At 66.0% G+C, this 20744-nt stretch carries 16 protein-coding genes and 1 tRNA gene; 5 read left to right on the forward strand and 12 right to left on the reverse strand.

Translation table 11 applies throughout. The features are described 5' to 3' along the window. The first annotated feature begins 118 nt into the window (after positions 1-118). The 4 genes from B9N43_RS05120 (at position 119) to B9N43_RS17510 (ending at position 6447) form a co-directional block, all read left to right on the forward strand. Positions 119-1351 carry a restriction endonuclease subunit S gene (locus B9N43_RS05120; protein WP_145841250.1) on the forward strand — a complete coding sequence of 411 codons (1233 nt, stop codon included), beginning with the start codon at positions 119-121 and terminating at the stop codon, positions 1349-1351. Beyond that, complete coding sequence (locus tag B9N43_RS05125; RefSeq protein ID WP_145841251.1) at positions 1348-4644, forward strand: type I restriction endonuclease subunit R; 3297 nt, start codon at positions 1348-1350, stop codon at positions 4642-4644. Before B9N43_RS05120 ends, B9N43_RS05125 begins: the two co-directional genes overlap by 4 nt. Positions 4645-4646: 2 nt before the next feature. Beyond that, positions 4647-5372, forward strand: coding sequence for a M48 family metallopeptidase (locus tag B9N43_RS05130; protein WP_222428810.1), 726 nt, complete (start codon positions 4647-4649; stop codon positions 5370-5372). 136 nt (positions 5373-5508) lie between these two features. Continuing rightward, entirely contained in the window at positions 5509-6447 is a 939-nt protein-coding gene (locus B9N43_RS17510; protein ID WP_145841252.1) for a COG2958 family protein, read from the forward strand. 31 nt (positions 6448-6478) lie between these two features. Here the strand turns inward: B9N43_RS17510 and B9N43_RS05140 are convergent, their stop codons facing one another. After that, the gene (locus B9N43_RS05140; protein ID WP_145841253.1) at positions 6479-8251 is read right to left on the reverse strand and encodes a DEAD/DEAH box helicase; all 1773 of its coding nucleotides are present in this window, start codon (positions 8249-8251) and stop codon (positions 6479-6481) included. A 195-nt stretch (positions 8252-8446) separates the two neighbouring features. Between B9N43_RS05140 and B9N43_RS05145 the strand changes: the two genes are divergently transcribed. Next, positions 8447-9862 (forward strand): MBL fold metallo-hydrolase RNA specificity domain-containing protein, encoded by a 1416-nt coding sequence (locus tag B9N43_RS05145; protein WP_145841254.1) that lies wholly within the window; start codon positions 8447-8449, stop codon positions 9860-9862. Between the two features lie 46 nt (positions 9863-9908). Here the strand turns inward: B9N43_RS05145 and fumC are convergent, their stop codons facing one another. From fumC to fdnG, 11 genes are all read right to left on the reverse strand, one after another. Then, positions 9909-11303: a class II fumarate hydratase gene (gene fumC / locus B9N43_RS05150; RefSeq protein ID WP_145841255.1), complete on the reverse strand. Its 1395-nt coding sequence runs from the start codon at positions 11301-11303 to the stop codon at positions 9909-9911. A gap of 9 nt (positions 11304-11312) precedes the next feature. Further along, positions 11313-11549 carry a DUF2789 domain-containing protein gene (locus B9N43_RS05155; RefSeq protein ID WP_145841256.1) on the reverse strand — a complete coding sequence of 79 codons (237 nt, stop codon included), beginning with the start codon at positions 11547-11549 and terminating at the stop codon, positions 11313-11315. Positions 11550-11628: 79 nt separating this feature from the next. Next, positions 11629-11997 (reverse strand): DsrE family protein, encoded by a 369-nt coding sequence (locus tag B9N43_RS05160; protein WP_186453990.1) that lies wholly within the window; start codon positions 11995-11997, stop codon positions 11629-11631. Further along, on the reverse strand, positions 11994-12434 hold the full coding sequence (locus B9N43_RS05165; RefSeq protein ID WP_145841258.1) for a glycine cleavage system protein H: 441 nt from the start codon (positions 12432-12434) through the stop codon (positions 11994-11996). The genes B9N43_RS05160 and B9N43_RS05165 overlap by 4 nt, the downstream gene beginning before the upstream one ends. Further along, a complete protein-coding gene (locus B9N43_RS05170) occupies positions 12434-12940 on the reverse strand; it encodes a superoxide dismutase family protein (protein ID WP_145841259.1) in 507 nt (168 codons plus the stop codon). Before B9N43_RS05170 ends, B9N43_RS05165 begins: the two co-directional genes overlap by 1 nt. A 36-nt stretch (positions 12941-12976) precedes the next feature. Then, positions 12977-13072: transfer RNA gene (locus B9N43_RS05175), tRNA-Sec, on the reverse strand. 1 nt (position 13073) lies between these two features. Continuing rightward, positions 13074-14975 carry a selenocysteine-specific translation elongation factor gene (selB, locus tag B9N43_RS05180; RefSeq protein WP_145841260.1) on the reverse strand — a complete coding sequence of 634 codons (1902 nt, stop codon included), beginning with the start codon at positions 14973-14975 and terminating at the stop codon, positions 13074-13076. A gap of 151 nt (positions 14976-15126) precedes the next feature. Continuing rightward, complete coding sequence (gene fdhE / locus B9N43_RS05185; protein WP_145841261.1) at positions 15127-16065, reverse strand: formate dehydrogenase accessory protein FdhE; 939 nt, start codon at positions 16063-16065, stop codon at positions 15127-15129. Positions 16066-16118: 53 nt separating this feature from the next. After that, on the reverse strand, positions 16119-16754 hold the full coding sequence (locus B9N43_RS05190; RefSeq protein ID WP_145841262.1) for a formate dehydrogenase subunit gamma: 636 nt from the start codon (positions 16752-16754) through the stop codon (positions 16119-16121). Beyond that, positions 16751-17638, reverse strand: a complete 888-nt coding sequence (fdxH, locus tag B9N43_RS05195) for a formate dehydrogenase subunit beta (RefSeq protein WP_145841263.1) — start codon at positions 17636-17638, stop codon at positions 16751-16753. Before fdxH ends, B9N43_RS05190 begins: the two co-directional genes overlap by 4 nt. Before the next feature lie 20 nt (positions 17639-17658). Continuing rightward, complete coding sequence (gene fdnG, locus B9N43_RS05200; RefSeq protein WP_145841264.1) at positions 17659-20721, reverse strand: formate dehydrogenase-N subunit alpha; 3063 nt, start codon at positions 20719-20721, stop codon at positions 17659-17661. Positions 20722-20744 lie beyond the last annotated feature (23 nt).

Consider the following 20744-nt stretch of genomic DNA (forward strand, 5'->3'; position numbering starts at 1 on the left):
GCCGAGGCAAGCTGTAAGACCTACTTACAAGTTCAAAGCGAGGAGGCACGGCTGGCGGATGCGGAGGACACCAAGGGACTGGAGCGGCAAGCAGGCAGTGAGCCGGAAGGGGGCAAGGATGCTGCCTGAAGGCTGGAAGCGACAAACAGTCGCCGATATTTGCGAAATGCAGAATGGACATGGATTCGGTCCTGACGACTGGGGTACAGAAGGACTCCCAATCATTCGGATTCAGAACCTCAACGGCGGCCAGAACTTCGACTTCTACGCTGGTCCGACAGAACCTCGATGGATAGTTGAACCGGGGCAACTACTCTTCGCCTGGGCTGGTAGCAAAGGCGTGTCCTTTGGCCCGACAATCTGGCGGGGAACGCGTGGTGTGCTGAACCAGCACATTTTCAGGGTCCATGCCAAAGAAGGTATAGACAATGCATGGCTCTATTGGGCGCTGAGGCATGTAACGGATCGAATCGAGGCAAACGCGCACGGATTCAAAGCGACCTTAGTCCACGTCAAGAAGTCCGACATTGACCAGCAGAGCGTAATCGTTCCCGACCAAGGGACTCAAACACGAATTGCTGAGGTCATGCAGACGTGGGACGAAGCCATCGCCGCAACCGAAAAGCTGCTCGCCAACAGCCGCAAGCAGAAGCAGACTCTTGCCCAACAGGTCCTGCGAGGTATCAAGCGTCTCGGCAAATTCAAGACCAGTGCCGATTGGAAGAACACGCCTCATGGCCCAATCCCTGCCGACTGGTCATATCCCCGCATAGGCACAGTAGCCAAGGAAGTCAGCGGCAAACATAGCTCAGGCGCAGACTATCCAGTCCTTTCTTGCACGAAACACGGAGGACTCGTCGACTCCCTTCAGTATTTCAAGAAGCGTGTCTTCAGCGAAGACTTGTCGACCTACAAGGTCGTACCGTGCGAAAGCTTCGTTTATGCGACCAACCATATCGAGGAAGGGTCCATCGGTTACCAGAACCTGTACGACTTCGGTTTGGTCAGTCCTATGTATACCGTCTTCAGCACCAACGACGAGGTCGACGATGGCTATCTGTATCGACTGCTGAAGACTGAGCATTACCGGCAGATATTCGCGGCCAATACCAACTCGTCGGTGGATCGTCGCGGCAGCTTGCGCTGGAAGGACTTCAAGCAGATTCACATCCCGTTGCCATCGCTCCCCGAACAGCGGGCCATCGCGGAGCTTATTGATCTGGCAGATCGGGAAATCGAACTGATCGAGAAGAAACTCGAAATGCTGAGGGAGGAAAAGCGAGCCCTCATGCAACAACTCCTCACCGGCAAACGCCGCGTACGCGTTCCCGCCAGCGAGGCCACGCCATGAGCCCCGTCCCCCAAACCCGCGAGCACTACAGCGCCCACATTCCGGCGCTGCATCTGCTCTGCAACCTGGGCTGGTCCTTCCTCTCCGCCGCAGACTGCCTGGCCCTGCGCGGCTCGACGCGGGAGGTGATGCTCAAGCCGCGCCTGATCGAGGTGTTGCAGACGCGCCGCTTCGAGTACAAGAGGGCGTGGTATCCGCTCTCGCCTTCGGGCATCGACCAGATCGTACGCGAGCTGTCGGCCGTCAATTTCGCCGAGGGCCTGCTCGCGGCCAACGAGCGGCTTTACGGCAAGCTGGCACTGGGCATCACCGTCACCGAGTTCATGCCGGACGGCAAGAAGCACCAGCCGACCATCCATGTCATCGACTGGGCCGACCCGACGGCCAACCACTGGGAGGTGACCGAGGAACTGGAGGTGCTTTCCAGCCAGGGCACCCACCACCGGATTCCCGACGTGGTGGGCTATGTGAATGGCCTGCCGCTGGTGCTGATCGAGGCCAAGCGGCCCGAATCCGGCCATGACGGCAAGGCCATGGTCGAGGAAGGCGTCAGCCAGCACCTGCGCAACCAGCGGCCGGACGAGATTCCCACCCTGTTCGCCTACGCCCAGTTGCTGCTGGCGGTAAGCCACGTGGACGGTCGCTACGGCACCACCCACACGGCGGCCAAATTCTGGGCGCGCTGGCGCGAGGAGGAGTTCGACGAGGCCCATTTCAGCCGCGTCAAGAACAAGCCCCTGCCCTTCGCCACCCGCGTCGCCCTGTTCGCCGGCAAGCCGCAGAAGGTGCGCGGCTATTTCGAATCGCTCTGGGCGCAGCCCATGCTGCCCACGGACCAGGACCGGCTGCTGACGAGTCTGCTGACGCCGGCGCGGCTGCTGGAGTTCCTGCGCGGCTTCGTGCTCTTCGACAGGCGGGTGGGAAAGATCGTTGCCCGCTACCAGCAGTTCTTCGGCATCCGCGCGCTGCTGGACCGTATCCACCGCCTACGGCCGGACGGCGGGCGGGAGGGCGGCGTGGTCTGGCACACCACGGGCTCGGGCAAGAGCTTCACCATGGTCTTCCTCAGCAAGGCCCTGCTGCTCGACTCGGCCCTGGCCGAATGCCGGGTGGTGCTGGTCACCGACCGCATCGACCTGGAAGACCAGTTGGCGAAGAACTTCATTGCCAGCGGCGCCTTCGGCTCGGCGATCGCCACCAAGAAGGAAGGCGAAAAGAGCAAGGCCACGTCGGGCCGCGACCTCGCCCGACGCATCGGCCAAGGCACGGAACGCATCACTTTCACCCTGGTACACAAGTTCAACACGGCCTCGAAGCTGCCCGAGTGCCGCAACGATTCGGCCAACCTGATCGTGCTGGTGGATGAAGGCCACCGCAGCCACGGCGGCGAAACCCACGAGCGCATGAAGCAGGCCCTGCCGCGCGCCGCCTACATCGCCTTCACCGGCACGCCGCTGCTCAAGGCGGACAAGACGGCCAACAAGTTCGGCCCCATCGTTCATGCCTACACCATGCAGCGGGCGGTGGAGGACGAGACCGTGGCGCCGCTGCTCTACGAGGAGCGGGTGCCCGAGCTGACCATCGACGAGGCGGCGGTGAACCGCTGGTTCGACAAGATCACCGCCGGACTGGCGGAAACCCAGAAGGCCGACCTGAAGAAGAAATACGCCCGCAAGGGCGCCATCTACGGCGCGGCCAACCGCATCGAGCTGATCGCCTGGGACATCGCCGTCCATTTCAACGAGAACATCAAGAAGCTGGGCCTGAGCCTCAAGGGCCAGATCGCCACCGACAGCAAGCGCGACGCGATCCGCTACCAGCAGGCGCTGGAGCAGACCGGGCTGGTGAGCAGCGCCATCATCATCTCGGCACCGGACACTCGGGAAGGCAGCAGCGAGGTGGATGAGGACAAACTTCCCGAGGTGCAGAAGTGGTGGAAGGCCCATGTCGGCCACGACCAGGAGGGCTACGAAAAAGCCGTACTGGCGGGCTTTGCCGACGAGGGCGACCCGGACCTGCTGATCGTTGTGGACCGGCTGCTGACCGGCTTCGACGAACCGCGCAACACGGTGCTCTACATCGACAAGCCGCTCCAGGGCCACAACCTGATCCAGGCCGTGGCGCGGGTGAACCGCCTGCACGATGCCAAACGCTACGGTGTGCTGGTGGACTACCGGGGCATCCTCAAGGAGCTGGACACCGCCATCCGCGCCTATCAGGACCTGGCGACCCAGACCCAGGGCGGTTTCGACGTGGCGGACCTGGAGGGCCTCTACCGCCAGTTCAGCACCGAGTACAAGCGTCTGCCGGCCCTGCACGAGGCGCTCTGGGCCTTCTTCAAGGAGGTGAAGAACCGCCAGGATCTGGAGCAGTATCGCCAGGTGCTGATGCCCCGCTATGCGCCCGAGCCCAATGCTGAAATGGGCGAGGTCGGCGGGACCTACGACACACGACAGAAGCTGCGCGAGGATTTCTACGAAGCGCTGACGCGCTTCGGCCTCTGCCTGCAGACGGCCTTGTCTTCGCGCAGCTTCTTCGAGGACAACAACTTCTCCGAACAGGACGTGCGCACCTACAAGGAAGACCTGCGTTTCTTCACCGGCCTGCGCAAGATCGCCCGCCAGGACGCGCTGGAGACCGTGGACTACGGCATCTACGAGGAACAGATCCGCCGCATGGTGGACAAGCAGGTGATCGGCCAGGAGGTGCGCGAGCCGGAGGGCGTCTATCTGGTGCACAAGCTCGGACAGCCGGAAGACCCCGAAACCTGGAGCACGGAAAAGACCCGCAACGAGACGGACAAGATCCAGACCCGGCTGAAGAAGACCATCGAGCAGGACTTGGCTGACGATCCCTACGCCCAGAAGGTGTTCGCCGAGCTGCTGAAGCAGGCCATCGCCGAGGCCGAAGCGATGTTCGACCATCCGCTCAAGCAATACGCACTGTTCCGAAAATTCGAGGAACAGGTGGAACAGCGGGCGGTGATCGGCATCCCCGACGCCTTCGGCGACAACCATCATGCCCGGGCCTACTTCGGCGCTTTCCGTCTTGCCTTGGGAGATGCCTTCGAAGGCGCGGCTTCCGGAGCCTGGGAGGACGAGGCCCTGGCTATCGACGCTGCCGTGCGCGTGGCGGTGGCGGAAAACTCCCTCAACCCGCAGAACATCGAGGCGGCAATTCGCAAGGCGCTGCTGCCGCGCCTGTTCGAACGCATGGGGCTGGAGAAGGCGAAGGAAGTCATCGAGCTGGTGATCCACATCGTCCGCATCGGCCTCGCCCGCGGGAAGCTTTAGGCGTGCGCCGGCACATCAGCTACGGCGAGGAGCGCATCGGTTTCTCGATTCGTTTCGTGCCGCGCCCGGCCAAGCGAATCTCTATCCATATCGCACCCGATGGCGTGGTCTCGGTGGACGCGCCGGAAGGCACGGCGGTCGCGGAGGTCATGGCGGCCGTGCGCCGCCGCGTGCGCTGGGTCTGGCTGCGCCTGCGCGCCGGCCGCGAGCGTGTCCGCCACGTGCTGCCGCGGGAGTACGTCAGCGGCGAAAGCCACTTCTACCTCGGGCGGCGCCATGTGCTGAAAGTGATCGTCGCGGCCAAGGACGAACCGGGTGTCAAGCTGCTGCGCGGCAGGCTGGAAATCCGCGTGCCGGCACGAAAACCGGCACAGGTACGCACGCTGCTCGATGCCTGGTATCGGCGGCGAGCCGATGAGGTGTTTGCCCGGCGCATTGCCACATGCGCGGTGCAGGCTCCCTGGATCAAGCAGGCGCCGGCATTTCGCCTGCTGACGATGCGCACCCAGTGGGGCAGTTGTTCGCCCAAGGGGGGACTCTTGCTGAACCCCATGCTGGTCAAGGCGCCCACCCCCTGCATCGACTACGTGATCCTCCACGAGCTGTGCCACCTCAAGGAACACAACCACAGCCCCCACTTCTACGAACTGCTCGCGGGCCTGATGGAGGATTGGCAGGGAAGGAAAGCAGAACTGGATGCTCTGGCCGACCATTTGCTCAATCGCTGAGCCAGTCCGCAAAAGTCGGCGTTGGCAGGAGGACACCATGGTATTTTTCTAACTTCTACGACATTCGCTTATTGCAATAAGCCCCCACTCTTGAAATAAGTCGGCTCGTTATTGCAACCTGGAACGGAACACGCCCATGAAACTCAATCTCCGCCAGACCGTCATCGACTTCCTCAAGGCCCGCCCCGGCCAGCCTCATACGGCAAGGCAGATCGCACTGTGGATGTTCGAGAACCTGCGCGATGCCTGCGAGGAAAAGCGCCGCAACAGCCAGCAGGACTTGAGCGACGATGCGGCGTTGATACAGCAGCTCGTCGCCGAGATCGGCGCCAACCGGCCGGAAATCCAGAAGAAGGAGCCGCATATCCGTACGACGGAGGGACGGCCGCGCCGCTACTACTACGCGGCCGAGGATGGCGAAGCGCCGTCCGCCGCAACGCGCACAGAAGGCAAGGCCAAGCCGGCCAGGATAGGACCGTCGGAGCACAACCTCTATCCCCTGCTCTGCCGCTACCTGCACGCGGAATTCGGCCTCTACCCGAAGCGCATCGACGAGAAGCGCGCCTCGAACCGCAACGGCCCCAAGGGCAATATCTGGCTGTTTCCCGACCTGGTGGCCATGGAAGACCTGGGCGCCGAATGGCACAAGGACATCCGCGACTGTGTGCGCCACTACGGCGATCCGCGCTGCCGCCTGTGGTCCTTCGAGGTGAAGCTCAAACTCACCCGTGCCAACGTGCGCGAGGCCTGGTTCCAGACCGTCTCAAACTCTTCCTGGGCCAATCAGGGCTATCTGGTGGCGGCCGAGGTGGAGGGGGCGGACACGATGAAGGAACTGCGCCTGTTGGCGGCGGCCCACGGTATCGGCCTCATCGTGTTGGACGTGGAAGACCCGACGGAAGGCAGTGAGATTCGTATCCCCGCCCGCGAACGCACCGATGTGGATTGGGACGCTTGCAACCGTTTAGCTGAAGAAAATGCGGATTTCCGCGATTTCATCCGCAGCGTGCGCCAGTTCCACCAGACCGACGACGTCAAGCGCGGCGACTGGGATTTGCCGAGGGACGAAAGCTAAAAGTCGGCGATGGTAAGACGGCGCCTATTCGCTATTCGCCCACTCCACACAACACCAGCTCCTTCGTCGCCCGCGTCATCGCCACATAGAGCAGTTTGGCCTCCTGGGGCGCCAGCTCGCCGGTACCTTTGAGCTTGTCGGCGCCGGGGATCACCACTAGCGGAAACTCCAAGCCCTTGCAGGAGTGCATGGTGATGAGGGTCACCTTGTCCTCGGTGTTGGCGTAGGTGGCGTCCCTGAAATAGATGAGGGGCACGCCGTGGGCGGGCAGCAGCTTGCGAATGAGTTTGGCGTCGCGTTCGTATTCGCGGTAGATCACGGCCATGTCGCGCCAGGGAATGCCGGAGCGATGGGCGTCCTTCATGCGTTGAATGACAAATTCGGCCTCGGCCTTCTGCGTCGGCAGGTTGATGATCTGCGGTTCCATCCCGGCCCGACCGGCGGATTGAGGCATCAGCAGGGGCACGCCGTCGTCGTCGGCCTCGCTCGGTTCGAGAATGCTTTGCGCCACATCGCGGGCAAAGCGCAGGATGGCGTCGGTGTTGCGGTAGTTGATCTTGAGGATGGTGGTACGGCCGGCGGCCTGGATGCCCACGCTCTTGAAACTGAATTTCTTGCGCTTCTCATCGCCGTAGATCGATTGGGCGTCGTCGTAGAGCACCAGGAGGCTGTTGGTCTTCGGGTCCACCATCTGCACCACCAGCTTGAACCACTCGGGCCGGAAGTCGTGCCCTTCATCGATGAGGATGGCGTCGTATTGGGCGGCGGGTATCTGGCCCCGGTCCACGGCGCGGATCACCCGTTCCACCATTTCGGCGAAATAGGCTTGCAGGTCATCGTTCGATTCCGGCAGGCCGGCGTGGTAGGCCACCAGTTGGGCGCGACACCATTGGTGGAAGTGATGGGTGTGCACCTTCTGCCGTAGGCCCTTGGCGCGCATGGTCGCGTCGATGCGGCGGGCGAGGGACTCGTTGTAGCAGAGGATCAGGACGGGCTTGGTCGCTCCCTGGGCCAGATGTTCGGCGCGATAACCGAGGATCAGGGTCTTGCCGGAACCCGCCACGCCATGGATGACGCGATGGCCTTCGCCCAGGCTGCGGGCCAGTTGCTCCTGCTGCAAGTCCATGACCTGGAGCAGATCCATGGGCGCCGCGTCGGCGAACAGCTCGGCCTGCCGGGCCGGAATGCGCACCTCGGGAAACAGATGCCAGCGTACCCGGTCGATCTGAGGCAGGGACAGGGCGCCCTTGAAACGCACCGGAAACATGTCCCACAGCCGTTGCTGGAAAGCCTCGGGTTCCACGGTTTCGAGCATTTCATCCTGGCAGATCACCCGGTGCGGCGGGATCACTTCGCCCAAACCGCCGTCCTCGAACTGGCGGCGCGTGAAATTGGGCAGCACGACGCCATAGCTCCAGGGAAAGGCCAGCTTGCCGGCCTCGCGCCCGCTGGAGAACACCAGTTGCGGGTCCCGCTGCAGCACGTCCACGGCGGCATGGGCATAGTGGCGGGCTTGTTCGAGCGGGTTTTCCACTCCCAGTGGGCCGCGATCGGTGTGGATGGTGAATTGGCCGCGGTCGGCGGCAAGAATGGTCCGGGCTCGCCAGTCCTTCACCTCCAGGATCAACAGCCCGCGCCGGGGATGGAAGACGATGAAGTCGGGGTGCAGCGCCGCCGGGCCGAGGGCGACGTTGTACCAGCACAGGTAGTCGCCCTCCAGCTTCTGCTCCAGGCGCTCGGCCAGGCGGCGTTCGCCGCCGCTGTCGAAGGTGCAACTGCCAATGGAAGGGATAAGCACAGCCATGGGGCTACTCTACCCGATCGACATAGCCACGACCACCCCTCGCTTTCCTGCGGCACGAGGCGCTGACTTTCCGGGGATTCGATCTGGTAGCCGACCATCCCCTGCCGTGTCGGAACCACGACAGCTTCTGATTGTCCGTATGTCCGTACAATCCCCCAACCGGGCGAAGACCGCCCCCTTGTCGAGGAAACGGAATTGCGTATCGGATTTTTTGGCGCGGCCGGCGAGGTCACCGGCTCATGCACCCTGGTGGATACCGGCGAGTGCCGGTTCCTGGTGGATTGCGGCATGTTCCAGGGCGGCCGCGAGGCGCGCACCAGGAACATCAATGCCTTGCGCTTCGGTTTCGATGTGCGCGCCATCGACTTCGTGCTGCTGACGCACGCGCACATCGACCACTCGGGTCTGTTGCCGCTGCTCTCGGTGCTCGGTTATCGCGGGCCGGTGTATGCGACGCCGGCGAGCATCGATCTTTTGCATGTGCTGTTGCGCGACAGCGCGCACATCCAGGAAAAGGAATCGGAGTGGCAACTGCGCCATCGGCATCGGCGCGACAGCCAGAGCAGGCTGCAAGTGCAATCGCCGCTATACACGGTGGCGCAGGCGGAGACCGCGCTCAAGCTGCTGAAGGCGGCGCCGTACCGGCAGGCGTTCCATCCGGTCGCCGGCGTCAGCGTCAGCTTCCACGACGCCGGCCACATTCTCGGCTCCGCATGGCTGGACGTGAAGGTGGACCATGACGGCAAGCCGCGCCATCTGGTGTTCTCGGGCGACCTGGGCATGCGCGACCGACCGGTGCTGCACGATCCCGAAGCGGCGCCGGCCGAGGCCGACCTGCTGCTGATCGAATCGACCTATGGCGACCGCCTGCACCGCCCGCTGGCCGAGACGGAAGACGAAATCGTCGCCGCCATCGAACGCACCCATCAAACCCGCGGCAACCTGATCGTTCCCGCCTTCGCCGTCGGCCGCAGCCAGGAGATCATCTTCATCCTCGCCGATCTGGTGCGCCGCGAACGCATCGCGCCGCTCAAGATCTTCGTCGACTCGCCGATGGCGACCTCGGCGACCAACATCACGCTGCGCCACCCTGAACTCATCGACCAGCCGACGCACGAACTGATCGACTGGATGCAGGGCCATCGGGGCAAGATCAGGGTCGACTTCATCGCCGACGTCGAGCAGTCGCGCGCCCTCAACTCGGTGCGCAGCGGCGCGGTGATCATCTCGGCCAGCGGCATGTGCGATGCCGGCCGCATCAAGTACCACTTGCGCGAGAACCTGCCGCGCAGCGAGTGCAGCGTGCTGATCACCGGCTTTCAGGCCGCCGGCACGCTGGGGCGGCGACTGGTCGACGGCGCCCGCACGGTCAACATCTTCGGCGAGCCGGTGCCGGTGCGGGCAAAGATCCACACCGTCGGCGGGCTCTCCGCCCATGCCGACCAGAACGGCCTGATCGAGTGGCTGAGCGGCTTCCACACGCCACCGAAACAGATCGCCGTGGTGCATGGCGAAACCGGCGCCTCGACCGCGTTCGCCCAGGCCATCGAGACGCGTCTGGGCTGGCCCCGGCCGCTACTGCCGCGGCACGGCGAACACATCGAACTGTAGGCGGGGCATTGCGACGGCCATGGGCGCGGCCCGGCAGCATGCCGGGTCATCCCCCGGGCGCCAGCATCCGCTCCGGCCTGACCCAGCGGTCGAACTCCTCGGCCGTCAGGTAGCCCAGGGCCAGCGCCGCCTCGCGCAGCGTGGTGCCCTCGGCATGGGCCTTCTTGGCGATGGCCGCGGCGCGATCGTAGCCGATATGGGGCACCAGCGCCGTCACCAGCATGAGGGAGCGTTCGAGCAACTCGCGGATGCGCTCCGCATTGACGCGGATGCCGCGCACGCAGTGCGTCTCGAAGCTGCGGCAGCCGTCGGCCAGCAGCCGCGCGCTTTGCAGGAAATTGTGGATCAGCAGCGGCTTGAACACGTTCAGTTCGAAATTGCCGCTGGCCGCGCCGACGCCGATCGCCACGTCGTTGCCCAGCACCTGGGCGCACAGCATGGTCAGCGCCTCGGCCTGGGTCGGGTTGACCTTGCCCGGCATGATCGAACTGCCGGGCTCGTTTTCCGGCAGCGCGAGTTCCCCCAGTCCGGAACGCGGTCCGGACGCCAGCCAGCGGATGTCGTTGGCGATCTTCATCAGCGCCACCGCCAGCGTCTTGAGCGCGCCGTGGGCCACCACCATGGCCTCGTGGCCGGCCAGCGCGGCGAATTTGTTGTCCGCCGCCAGGAACGGCAGGCCGGTCGTCCCGGCCACCGCCGCGGCGACGCGCGCGCCGAACTCGGGATGGGTATTGAGACCGGTGCCGACCGCCGTGCCGCCGATCGCCAGACGGTAGAGCCCCGGCAAGGCCGCCTCCAGCGCCGCTTGCGCAAGCTCCAGTTGCGCGACGTAGCCGGAGAACTCCTGGCCCAGGGTCAGCGGCGTGGCGTCCTGCAGATGCGTCCGCCCGATCTTGACGATCGCGGCGAACGCTTCGGCCTTCGCCGCCAGAGCCGATCGCAACTGCTCCAGCGCGGGCAGCACGTCCTGGCGGATGGCGCGGGCGCCGGCGACGTGCATCGCGCTGGGGAACGCGTCGTTCGACGACTGCCCCATATTCACGTCGTCGTTGGGATGCACCAGGCGACCCGGCCCCCGCGTCCCGCCCAGCAATTCGGAAGCACGGTTGGCGATCACCTCATTGACGTTCATGTTCGATTGGGTTCCCGAACCCGTCTGCCAGACCGAGAGGGGGAACTCCACCGCGTGCCGGCCGGCGACGATCTCCTCGGCGACCTGCCGGATGGCCCGCGCCTTGCCCGCGTCGAGCAGCCCCAGCGCGGTATTGGTCCCCGCGGCGGCGGCCTTCAGCAGGGCCAGGGCCTGAATCAGGGCCAGCGGCATCGACTCGCTGGAAATCCGGAAATGCGCCAGGCTGCGCTGGGTCTGCGCTCCCCAGAGCCGTTCCTCCGGCACCTCGATGGGACCGAAGGTGTCGGTCTCGATACGGACGGCGACCATGCCCGCGCCCTAGCGGGAACGAAGTTCGAGGTTCAGCGCGTCGATGACCTCGGCCCAATCGGCGTCCCCGAGAATCTCGTCACGCAGGAAGTCCGCCTGGGCCGACGACCAGAACGGCGCCTCATGGAGCCGCATCGCGGCGTCGAGGGGCTTGTGCGTCTCGATGAAACCCAGGATGAGCACCGGGTCCGACGGCAGACCGAGCTGCGCGAACAGTTGCTCCATGTTGTGGTTTGGTTCATTCATCTCTCACCTCGCGAAAACTGCCATGAATCCGATCCCTGCCCGTCTGCCCAGCATAGCAGCCACCCTGATGCGCGACTGCTCAGAACACCAGGGTACGCCACTCCGGGTCCAGCGTCCGCGCCACGAAGGCCGTCGCGCCGGCGTGGCCGGTGAATTCCGGGACGAGGGCGGCATCCGGGGGCAGATGCTGGCGCGCCGCCATCGAACAGGCATAGAAGCGCACCCCCAGCGCCGCCGCTTCCTGCATGAAGGCATACAGCGGCTTGCCGGCCGCGGTATGCGCCTCGGCCGCGGCGCCGGCGATCAGCAGCGCCACCGCCGCGCCGGAGAAATGGATTTCCACCTCGCAGTCCAGCGCCGCCGCCGCCATCGCATGGACGAAGGGCGCCGCGCATCGGTCCGGCCGCTCCGGCGTGGCCGACCAGAGCAGGATGGCCAGGCCTTTCACGGTTCGATCACCGCTTCTGGCTCCTGGGCCCGGATATGGGCGATGTAGGCGGACCCATCCACCAGGAACGCCCGTTCCGCGTCCCAGTCCAGGGGCAGGCCGGACAACAGCCAGCCAGCGCCGTAGGGCTCGCGGTTCACCAGGCCCGGACGCTCCTCCGCGATCTCGTTGATGTCCAGCACGTCCAGGGAAAGCGGCGCATGCACCGCCAGCACCGTCTTCGAGCTTTCCACCGTGCCCAGGCCCCGCCCCCGCTCCACCCGGGCGCCGCGCGGCTTCGCGGTGAAGGCGACCAGTTCGCCGGAAAGGAACAGGCCGAAGGCGGTGATGCCCACCACCACCGTCCCATTGTCGCCATCCCGCCGCACCCAGAGATCATGGCGGGGATCGTAGAGGCGGTCTCCCGGAACGCTGCCGCGAAACGGAGAACGGGGCATCAGCGCGGGACGATGGTGCCGCAGGCGATGCGCTTGCCCGAGTTGCCGGCGGGCTGCGACTGGTAGTCGTCCGGATCGGCATGCACCACGACGCTGCGGCCGAGAATGCCGTTCGGGCCGTTGTCCAGGGAGAAGCGGGACAACTCCACCATCAGCAGGGCCTCGCCGGCCGCGTCGGTGATCAGGTTGGGCATGTCGCCGGCGTGCTCGCCGTGGGGCTTGCCGCCGGGATTGAAGTGGCCCTTGGCGCTGCTGGCGTCGGCGGCGCTGCAATCGCCGGACTCATGCACGTGGAAGCCGTGCTCGCCAGGGCCCAGGCCCCTCACCACGGCTTCCACGCGCACCTTCTCGCCCATCTGGACGAAGGTCACGATGCCGCTGACGTTGCTGCCGGAGCGCGGCTCCAGCCTGGCCTCGGCGCGGGGGCCGCCGGCGGACATCGAAGCGCAGCCCGCCAGCAGGAAAGCGGCACCGAGGGCGAGACTGATGGAATGGTTCCGGGTCATGGCAAGCTCCTCCCGAAGACAACGAGACAACGTTAATGGCGGAAGAGAGTGGGAGTCGAACCCACCAGGGACTGCCTGGCAGCCCCCGCCGGTTTTGAAGACCGGCCGCCCCACCGGGGGACGACCTCTTCCTTCATGACAACACCCACTGCCGAGCGGCTTCCGAGTCTTTGGCGCCGCGGCGGACGTGGGCATCCTTGACACGTCGAGTGTAGCCGACGCGATCGAAGAATTCGAGAATGTGGATGGCCACCTTGCGCCCGCCGCCGATGCAATCGCGCAGGGCGGCGGCGCGGACGGCGCCGTCCCGGATGCACAGGGCATCCACCTGGGCGGCCAGTTGGGCCACCGCGCCGGCGCTGAAGTAATGATCGTGGGCCACCGGATAAGCCAGCCCCAGCCGGGCGACGCGCCGCATCAGTCCGCGCACGGCTTCCTCGGCCATGCCGGTGGCGCGGGCCAGGTCACGCACCCGGGGCGGCTGGAAAGGCGCGGCCTCCAGTTGGGGACGCAGGCGACGCCACGACTCGGCGTCGGCGGCGGCGAGGGTCGCGCGGTGCTCGGGCCGATGCAGCCAGCCGCCGCTCTGCGCGAGACGGCCGGTAGCCAGCAGCTCGGCCACCAGACGGACGAAGGCGGCCCGCCCCAGGGTCGGCAGGGTCAGGCGGCGCAGGCGCTCCCGCTCCACGCCGATCATGTCCGGCGCCCGCTGGTGTTCCTCGGCCAGGGCCGCTTCCAGCCTGGCGCCGAGGGCCTGCCAGGCGATGGTGGTGAAACCCGTGGTCTGGCCGCCCTCCTCCACCACGGTGAGGCCCAGACGACGCCACAGGGCCTGGGGATCGTCGAGATTGCGGTTGGCGGCGTAGCGCCCCAGGTCGACGCCCGCCGGCGCCCGCTCCAGGGCCGCGCGCAGGGCCGGCAACGGGTCTTCCTCGGCCAGCAGGCGCAGCATCGCCAGACGCTCCGGCGTCCGCTTGCAGCGGGTCGGCGGAAACACGTCCAGCACCAGCCCGCCGGCGATGGTGCGGGTGGCGGACTGGTCACGCAGCACCAGGCGGTCGTGGGCGAGCACACCCACCGCCTTGTCGAGGACGATCTCGGCCAGTGCCGGTTGTTCCGGCAGCAGGGTGTCGTCTTCGAGCAGGGCCAGGCGCCCGGTCACGTCGGCGGCCCCCAGATGCACATGCACCGGCAGCCAGTGGCGCAGCGGCTCCAGCGCCCTCAGTCGGCACTGGAAACGCTGCACCGGCCGATGCAGCGCGGGCGCGACCACCCACATGCCGCGCGCCAGATCGCGTTTCTCCAGATCGCCGGCCAGATTGAGCGCGATGCGCTGCCCCGCCTGGCCCGTCTGCGCCGCCCGGTTGTGCACATGGAGCCCGCGCACCCGGGCCGTCAACCCCGGCGGCGTCAGCGTCACCGTGTCGCCCACGCCGACCCGCCCGGAGAAGGCGGTGCCGGTCACCACCAGACCGATGCCGGAAAGCGTGAACACGCGGTCGATGGCCAGACGGAAGCCGCCCCGCGCCTGTGTTTCCCCCAGGCCGCGGGCGACTTCCAGCAGATGGCGGCGCAATGCCGCCACGCCCTCCCCCGTCCGCGCCGCGACCGGAAACACCGGCGCCGAAGCCAGCGGCGTGCCCGCCAGCAGGGCGGCCACTTCCTCGTGGGCCGCGGCGAGCCGTTCGGGGCTGGCCGCATCGATCTTGGTCAGAGCCACGGCGCCGCGCGTCAGGCCGAGCAAGGAGGCGATCGCCAGATGCTCGCGGGTCTGCGGCATCGGGCCGTCGTCGGCCGCCACCGCCAGCAGCAGGAAGTCGATGCCGGTGGCGCCGGCCAGCATGGTGTGCACCAGCTTTTCATGGCCCGGCGCATCGACATAGCCGAGCAGGCCGTCGTCCGTGTAGGCGTAGCCCAGATCCAGGGTGATGCCGCGCGCCTTCTCCTCCGGCAGGCGGTCCGTATCGATCCCGGAGAGCGCCTTCACCAGGGTGGTCTTGCCGTGATCGATGTGGCCGGCGGTGCCGACGATCATGGCCCGAGCCCACAGAGTAGTGCCGGAGGGGCCCGTAGACGGCCGATGGCAGGCAGTTGTGCAAGTGGATTCATGCTTTCACCCGGACCGGGCAGAAAGGGTTGCGGGAAGGATGCCGCGCTTGAGTCTGGTTGCGTCTGGTTGCATCCAGTCAGGTCGCGCCCGGCACGAAAAGAAGGTTGGGGCCGGCCCTGGCATAGCCGGCCTCGTCCAGCAGCAGATCCAGCGCCAGGGTCGCCAGGTCGTCCGCCACCGGATCGCCGTCCGGCGCATCGTGCCGATAGAGGATCTTCAGATAACTCATGCAGTCGTCGCAGGTTTCCGCCCGCATGGCGCCGGCATTGGTCAGGCGCGAACCCTCGATCCGGCGATAGGCGATGCGGGCATTGGCATCGCAGGCAGCGCATTTCACGCGCACCAGGTGCCATTCCGTGCCGCACAGGGAACAGTGCAGGTAGCGCAGCCTGTCCACCTCCGCCGTGGCGCGCACCACGCTGGCGACCGGCAGGCTGCCGCAGCAGGGACACACGCCCGGCACGTCGAGAACCGGCAGCGCGGCGGTCCCCAGGTCCGCCGCCATAGCGGTCCAATAGACCTGCAGGGCGGCCGCCACATAGGGCAGCAGCGGCGCTTCGGAGCCATCCAGTTCGTTCGCCAGCACCTGGTCGGCGAACGCTTCCAGCGTCTCCGGTGCGGCCTCGGCCAAGCGGCGGCAGGCGGCCCGTGCCGGCTCAGGGGCGTCGCTTTGCAGAGCCTCCGTCAATTGCGCCAGAACGCCGCGCCAGGCCGGGTGCCGGGGCCACTGCCGGGCCGGTAGCGGCGGCATGTGATGGCTGCGGGCGCGGGCCAGGGCTGCTTCGTCCGGCAGCGGCAGACTTTCCAGTCGGCCCAGCGCCTGGTGCTGGGCCTGGGCCAGACGCCCCAGGAAACGCAGCCAACCGCCCAGCGCATGACCCTCGGCCAGTTGCCGGAAGCGCCGCGCCCGCTCGGCGAAGATGGAGGCGCTCATGGAAGCGCGGGAGGGCGCAATGACCCGGGGCGGATCGCTGAAGGCTCGGGATGCGGGATCGAACTGCACGACGTGGTTCATGGAGGCTCCCTCGGCCCGGAATACCTTTCCCGGGCTCGTCCGGTTGAGAGGCGCTATTTGCCGGTGATCTCGCGATACCAGCCACGATGGTGCTGGCGTGCCCAGGCGCGGGTGACCGTGCCGTACCACATCGCCCGGTTGCTGCCCTTGACCCAGATGGAGGCATAGACGTGGCCGATGATCAGGCCAATCGCCAGCGCGCCGACGGCGGCATGCACCACCGCCGCCACGCGCACCAGCGCCACCGGCAACTGGAAATAGGTCCGCCACAGCGGCAGCCCGGAGAGGAACAGCAGCAGGATGCAGGCCGCCAGGGCCCAGAACAGCAGCTTCTGGCCGGCGTTGTTCCGGCCCTGCTCCGGCATGTCGCGGTCGTTCCCCGTCGCCACCATGCTGCGGACCTGGTGGATCCACTCCCAGTCCGTTGGCGTCATCGCGTTGTGGGCCCGGAAGCGCAGAAACAGCGCCAGAAAAGACAGGGCCAGCAAGACGCCGAGGAGAGGGTGCAGGATGCGCGCCCAGACGCCGCCCCCGAACAATGCGGCGAGCGGAAAGAAGGCCGGATGGAAAAAGGCCAGGCCCGACAGGGCGAGAAGGATGAAGCAGATGCCGACCAGCCAGTGGTTGGCCCGCTCGGCGGCCGTATAGCGTGGCAGGTATCGGGTCGGGTGTTGCGGATCGCGAGTCATGATGCGTCCTCCTCTTCGACCGCCGCCTCGGTCTCCTTGGTGATCTCGTTGGGGCCCTTGATGACGTAATGGAACAGGCTGCCCAGTACCGCCAGGCCCAGGACGGCGCTCGCCAAAGGCTTGGCGAAGCCCTTCCACAGATACACCAGGGGGCTGATGCGCGGGTCGTCCGGCAGGTCGGCGTAGAGCCGGGGCTGGTCCGCGTGGTGCAGCACGTACATGACGTGGGTGCCGCCCACGCCCTGCGGGTCGTACAGGCCGGCCTTGGCGAAACCCCGCTCCTTGAGGTCGGCGACGCGCTCCTCGGCGTAGTCGCGCATGTCCTCCTTGCTGCCGAACTGGATGGCGCCGGTGGGGCAGACCTTGGCGCAGGCCGGCGCCTGGTTCACCGCCACGCGGTCGGAGCAGAGGGTGCATTTGTAGGCTTTGCCGTCCCGCTTGGAGATGCGCGGAATGTTGAAGGGACAGCCGGTGATGCAGTAGCCGCAGCCGATGCAGTTCTCCTCGTGGAAATCGACGATCCCGTTGGCGTACTGGATGATCGCGCCCGGCGCCGGACAGGCCCGCAGGCAGCCCGGGTCGGCGCAGTGCATGCAGCCGTCCTTGCGGATCAGCCACTCCAGCTTGCCGTCCCGCTCCACCTCCGAAAAGCGCATCACCGTCCAGGAGTCCGCGGACAGGTCGGTCGGGTTGTCATAGACGCCGGCGCAGTGGCCGATCTGGTCGCGCACGTCGTTCCATTCCATGCACGCCACCTGGCAGGCCTTGCAGCCGATGCAGGCGGTGACGTCGATGAGCTTGGCCACTTCCACCGTCTTGCGCGCCTGCGGCGGCGGCGTGGTGGTGGCGGAGCGCTGCTTGATGTCGAGCGATTGCAATGCCATGGCGTTCTCCTGAATCCAGGCTAGAGCTTCTCGATGTTGACCAGGAAGGACTTGAACTCCGGCGTCTGGGTGTTGGCGTCGCCGACGAAGGGCGTCAGGGTGTTGGACAGGAAGCCCATCCGCGCCACGCCCGTGAAGCCCCAGTGGATGGGAATGCCCACATGGTGCACCGGCATGCCGTTCACCTGGAGCGCCTTGAGGCGCTTGGTGACCACCGCCACGGCCTTGATCTGGCCGCGGTTGGAGCGCACCCGCACCTTGTCGCCGTTCTCGATGCCCTTCTCCGCCGCCAGTTCCGCGCCGATTTCGACGAACTGTTCCGGCTGCAGGATGGCGTTGAGTTCCACGTGCTTGGTCCAGTAGTGGAAATGTTCGGTCAGGCGATAGGAGGTCGCCGCGTAGGGGAAGTCCTTGGCCTTGCCGAACACTTCCATGTCGCCCTTGAACACCCGCGCCGCCGGATTGCTCACCGCCTGCGGATTGGTGTTCAGCGGGTTGGTGCCGATCGGCGTCTCGAACGGTTCGTAATGCTCGGGGAATGGGCCTTCCGCCATCTTGTCCACGGCGAAGAAACGGGCCACGCCTTCCGGATTCATGATGAACGGACCCATGCCCTCGGCCGGGTTGGAATCCGGTTTGAAGTCGGGCACGTCCGAGCCCGTCCAGGCCGAGCCGTTCCACCAGATCTGCTTCCGCTTCGGGTTCCAGGGCTTGCCGGCGGGATCGGCCGAGGCGCGGTTGTACATGATGCGGCGGTTGGCCGGCCACGCCCATGCCCAGTTGAGCGTCTGGCCGTTGTTCCAGGGATCGGCGTTGTCGCGGCGGGCCATCTGGTTGCCGGCCTGGGTCCAGGAGCCGGCGAAAAGCCAGCAGCCGGAGGCGGTGGTGCCATCGTCGCGCAACTGGGCGAAGCCGTCCAGCTGCTCGCCGGCCTTGCGCAGCACCTTGGTCGGGTCTTTCGGATCGGTCAGATCGGCCAGGGCCTTGCCGTTGAATTCCCGGGCCAGTTCGTCCGCCGCCGGCTCGCCGGGATTCCGGTAGGGCCAGGAAAGGTGGAGGACGGGATCGGGAAAAGCGCCGCCCTCGGTCTGGTAGAGGGCCTTGATGCGCTGGAACAGGCCGCCCATGATGGCCGCGTCGCTCCGCGCCTCGCCGGGCGGCTCGGCCGCCTTCCAGTGCCATTGCAGCCAGCGTCCGGAGTTGATCAGGGAGCCGTCCTCCTCGGCGAAACACGTCGAGGGCAGGCGGAATACCGTGGTCTGGATCTTGGCCGGGTCCACGTCGTTGTACTCGCCGAAATTGCGCCAGAACTCGGAGGTCTCCGTGGCCAGGGGGTCGATCACCACCAGGTACTTGAGCCTGGCCAGCGCGGCGCCGAGCTTGGCCTTGTTGGGAAAGGCGGCCAGCGGGTTGAAGCCCTGGCAGAGATAGCCGTTCATCTTGCCGTGGTACATGTCCTCGAACACCTGGAGCACGTCGTACATCTTGTCCAGCTTGGGCAGCCAGTCGAAGCACCACTGGTTTTCCTTGGTCGCGGCATCGCCGAACCAGGCCTTCATCAGGCTGACGTGGAACTTCTCGTAGTTCTGCCAGTAGGACATCTGATTGGGACGCAGCGGCTTGGAGGCGCGTTTGTCGATGTAGGCGCGGTAATCCGTCTCCTTCTCACCGGCCAGGGTCAGGTAGCCCGGCAGCAGATTGGAGAGCAGCCCGAGATCGGTGAGGCCCTGGATGTTGGAATGCCCGCGCAGGGCGTTCATGCCGCCGCCGGCCATGCCGATGTTGCCCAGCAGCAACTGAACCATCGCCCCCGTGCGGATCATCTGCGAGCCCTGCGAGTGCTGGGTCCAGCCCAGCGCGTACATGATGCTCATGGTCCGCTCGGGCACGGCGGTCGACGCCATCATCTCGGCCACCTTGAGGAACTGCTCCCTGGGCGTGCCGCAGATCCTTTCCACCATTTCCGGGGTGTAGCGGCTGTAGTGCCGCTTCATCAACTGGAAGACGCAGCGAGGATCCTGCAGGGTGGGATCGGTCTTGACGTAGCCGTCCGCACCGAGCTGATAGGACCACGACGACTTCTCGTAGCCGCGCTTTTCCGGGCTGTAGCCCGAGAAGAGGCCGTTGTCGAAGCCGAAGCCCGGATTCACCAGGAAGGTGAAATCGGTGTACGCCTTGACGTACTCGTGCTGGATCTTGTCGTTCGTCAGCAGGTAATTGATGATCCCGCCCAGGAAGGCGATGTCGGTACCGGTGCGGATCGGCGCGTAGTAGTCGGCCACCGAGGCCGAACGGGTGAAGCGCGGGTCGACGACGACCAGCTTTGCCTTGTTGTGCTTCTTTGCCTCGACCACCCACTTGAAGCCGCAGGGGTGCGCCTCGGCGGCGTTGCCGCCCATGATCAGAACCAGGTCGGCATTCTTGATGTCGACCCAGTGATTGGTCATCGCGCCACGGCCAAACGTCGGAGCCAGACTGGCCACCGTCGGGCCGTGTCAGACACGGGCCTGGTTGTCGAATGCGAGCGCGCCGAGGGAACGCACCACCTTGTGGGTGATGTAGCCGGATTCATTGCTGGAGGCGGAGGCGGCCAGGAAACCGGAGGACAGCCAGCGATTCACCGTGGCGCCGGCGGCATTCCTGGTGACGAAATTGGCGTCCCGGTCGGCCTTCATCAGCTTGGCGACGCGATTCATGGCCTCGTCCCAGGAAATGCGCTTCCACGCGTTGCTGCCGGGCTCGCGCACCTCCGGATACCGCAGGCGGTTGGGGCTATGGATGAAATCCAGCAACCCCGCGCCCTTGGGACACAAGGTGCCCCGACTGACCGGGTGGTCCGGATCGCCCTCGATGTGAACGATCTCGGCTTGTGCGTTCTTGGACTTGTCGCCCAGGGAGTAGATGAGAAGCCCGCAGGCCACCGAGCAGTAGGGACAGGTATTGCGGGTCTCGGTAGCGCGGGCGAGCTTGAAGCTGCGCACTTCCGCCAGGGCGGGGGCCGGCGAAAAGCCCATCATGGCGACGGACGATCCCCCCATCCCGGCGGCGCAGATTCTGAAGAACTGGCGTCGGTTGAGTTGCATTTGACCGCTCCTCCTTTATGGCC

The organism is Denitratisoma sp. DHT3 (assembly GCF_007833355.1).
Lineage (GTDB): Bacteria > Pseudomonadota > Gammaproteobacteria > Burkholderiales > Rhodocyclaceae > Denitratisoma.

What these genes read in the sequence shown, in the direction of transcription:
- B9N43_RS05120 (WP_145841250.1), top strand. Translation starts at nt 119, where the DNA reads ATGCTGCCTGAAGGCTGGAAGCGACAAACAGTCGCCGATATTTGCGAA.
- B9N43_RS05125 (WP_145841251.1), top strand. Translation starts at nt 1,348, where the DNA reads ATGAGCCCCGTCCCCCAAACCCGCGAGCACTACAGCGCCCACATTCCG.
- B9N43_RS17510 (WP_145841252.1), top strand. Translation starts at nt 5,509, where the DNA reads ATGAAACTCAATCTCCGCCAGACCGTCATCGACTTCCTCAAGGCCCGC.
- B9N43_RS05140 (WP_145841253.1), bottom strand. Translation starts at nt 8,251, where the DNA reads ATGGCTGTGCTTATCCCTTCCATTGGCAGTTGCACCTTCGACAGCGGC.
- fumC (WP_145841255.1), bottom strand. Translation starts at nt 11,303, where the DNA reads ATGGTCGCCGTCCGTATCGAGACCGACACCTTCGGTCCCATCGAGGTG.
- B9N43_RS05155 (WP_145841256.1), bottom strand. Translation starts at nt 11,549, where the DNA reads ATGAATGAACCAAACCACAACATGGAGCAACTGTTCGCGCAGCTCGGT.
- B9N43_RS05165 (WP_145841258.1), bottom strand. Translation starts at nt 12,434, where the DNA reads ATGCCCCGTTCTCCGTTTCGCGGCAGCGTTCCGGGAGACCGCCTCTAC.
- B9N43_RS05170 (WP_145841259.1), bottom strand. Translation starts at nt 12,940, where the DNA reads ATGACCCGGAACCATTCCATCAGTCTCGCCCTCGGTGCCGCTTTCCTG.
- selB (WP_145841260.1), bottom strand. Translation starts at nt 14,975, where the DNA reads ATGATCGTCGGCACCGCCGGCCACATCGATCACGGCAAGACCACCCTG.
- fdhE (WP_145841261.1), bottom strand. Translation starts at nt 16,065, where the DNA reads ATGAACCACGTCGTGCAGTTCGATCCCGCATCCCGAGCCTTCAGCGAT.
- B9N43_RS05190 (WP_145841262.1), bottom strand. Translation starts at nt 16,754, where the DNA reads ATGACTCGCGATCCGCAACACCCGACCCGATACCTGCCACGCTATACG.
- fdxH (WP_145841263.1), bottom strand. Translation starts at nt 17,638, where the DNA reads ATGGCATTGCAATCGCTCGACATCAAGCAGCGCTCCGCCACCACCACG.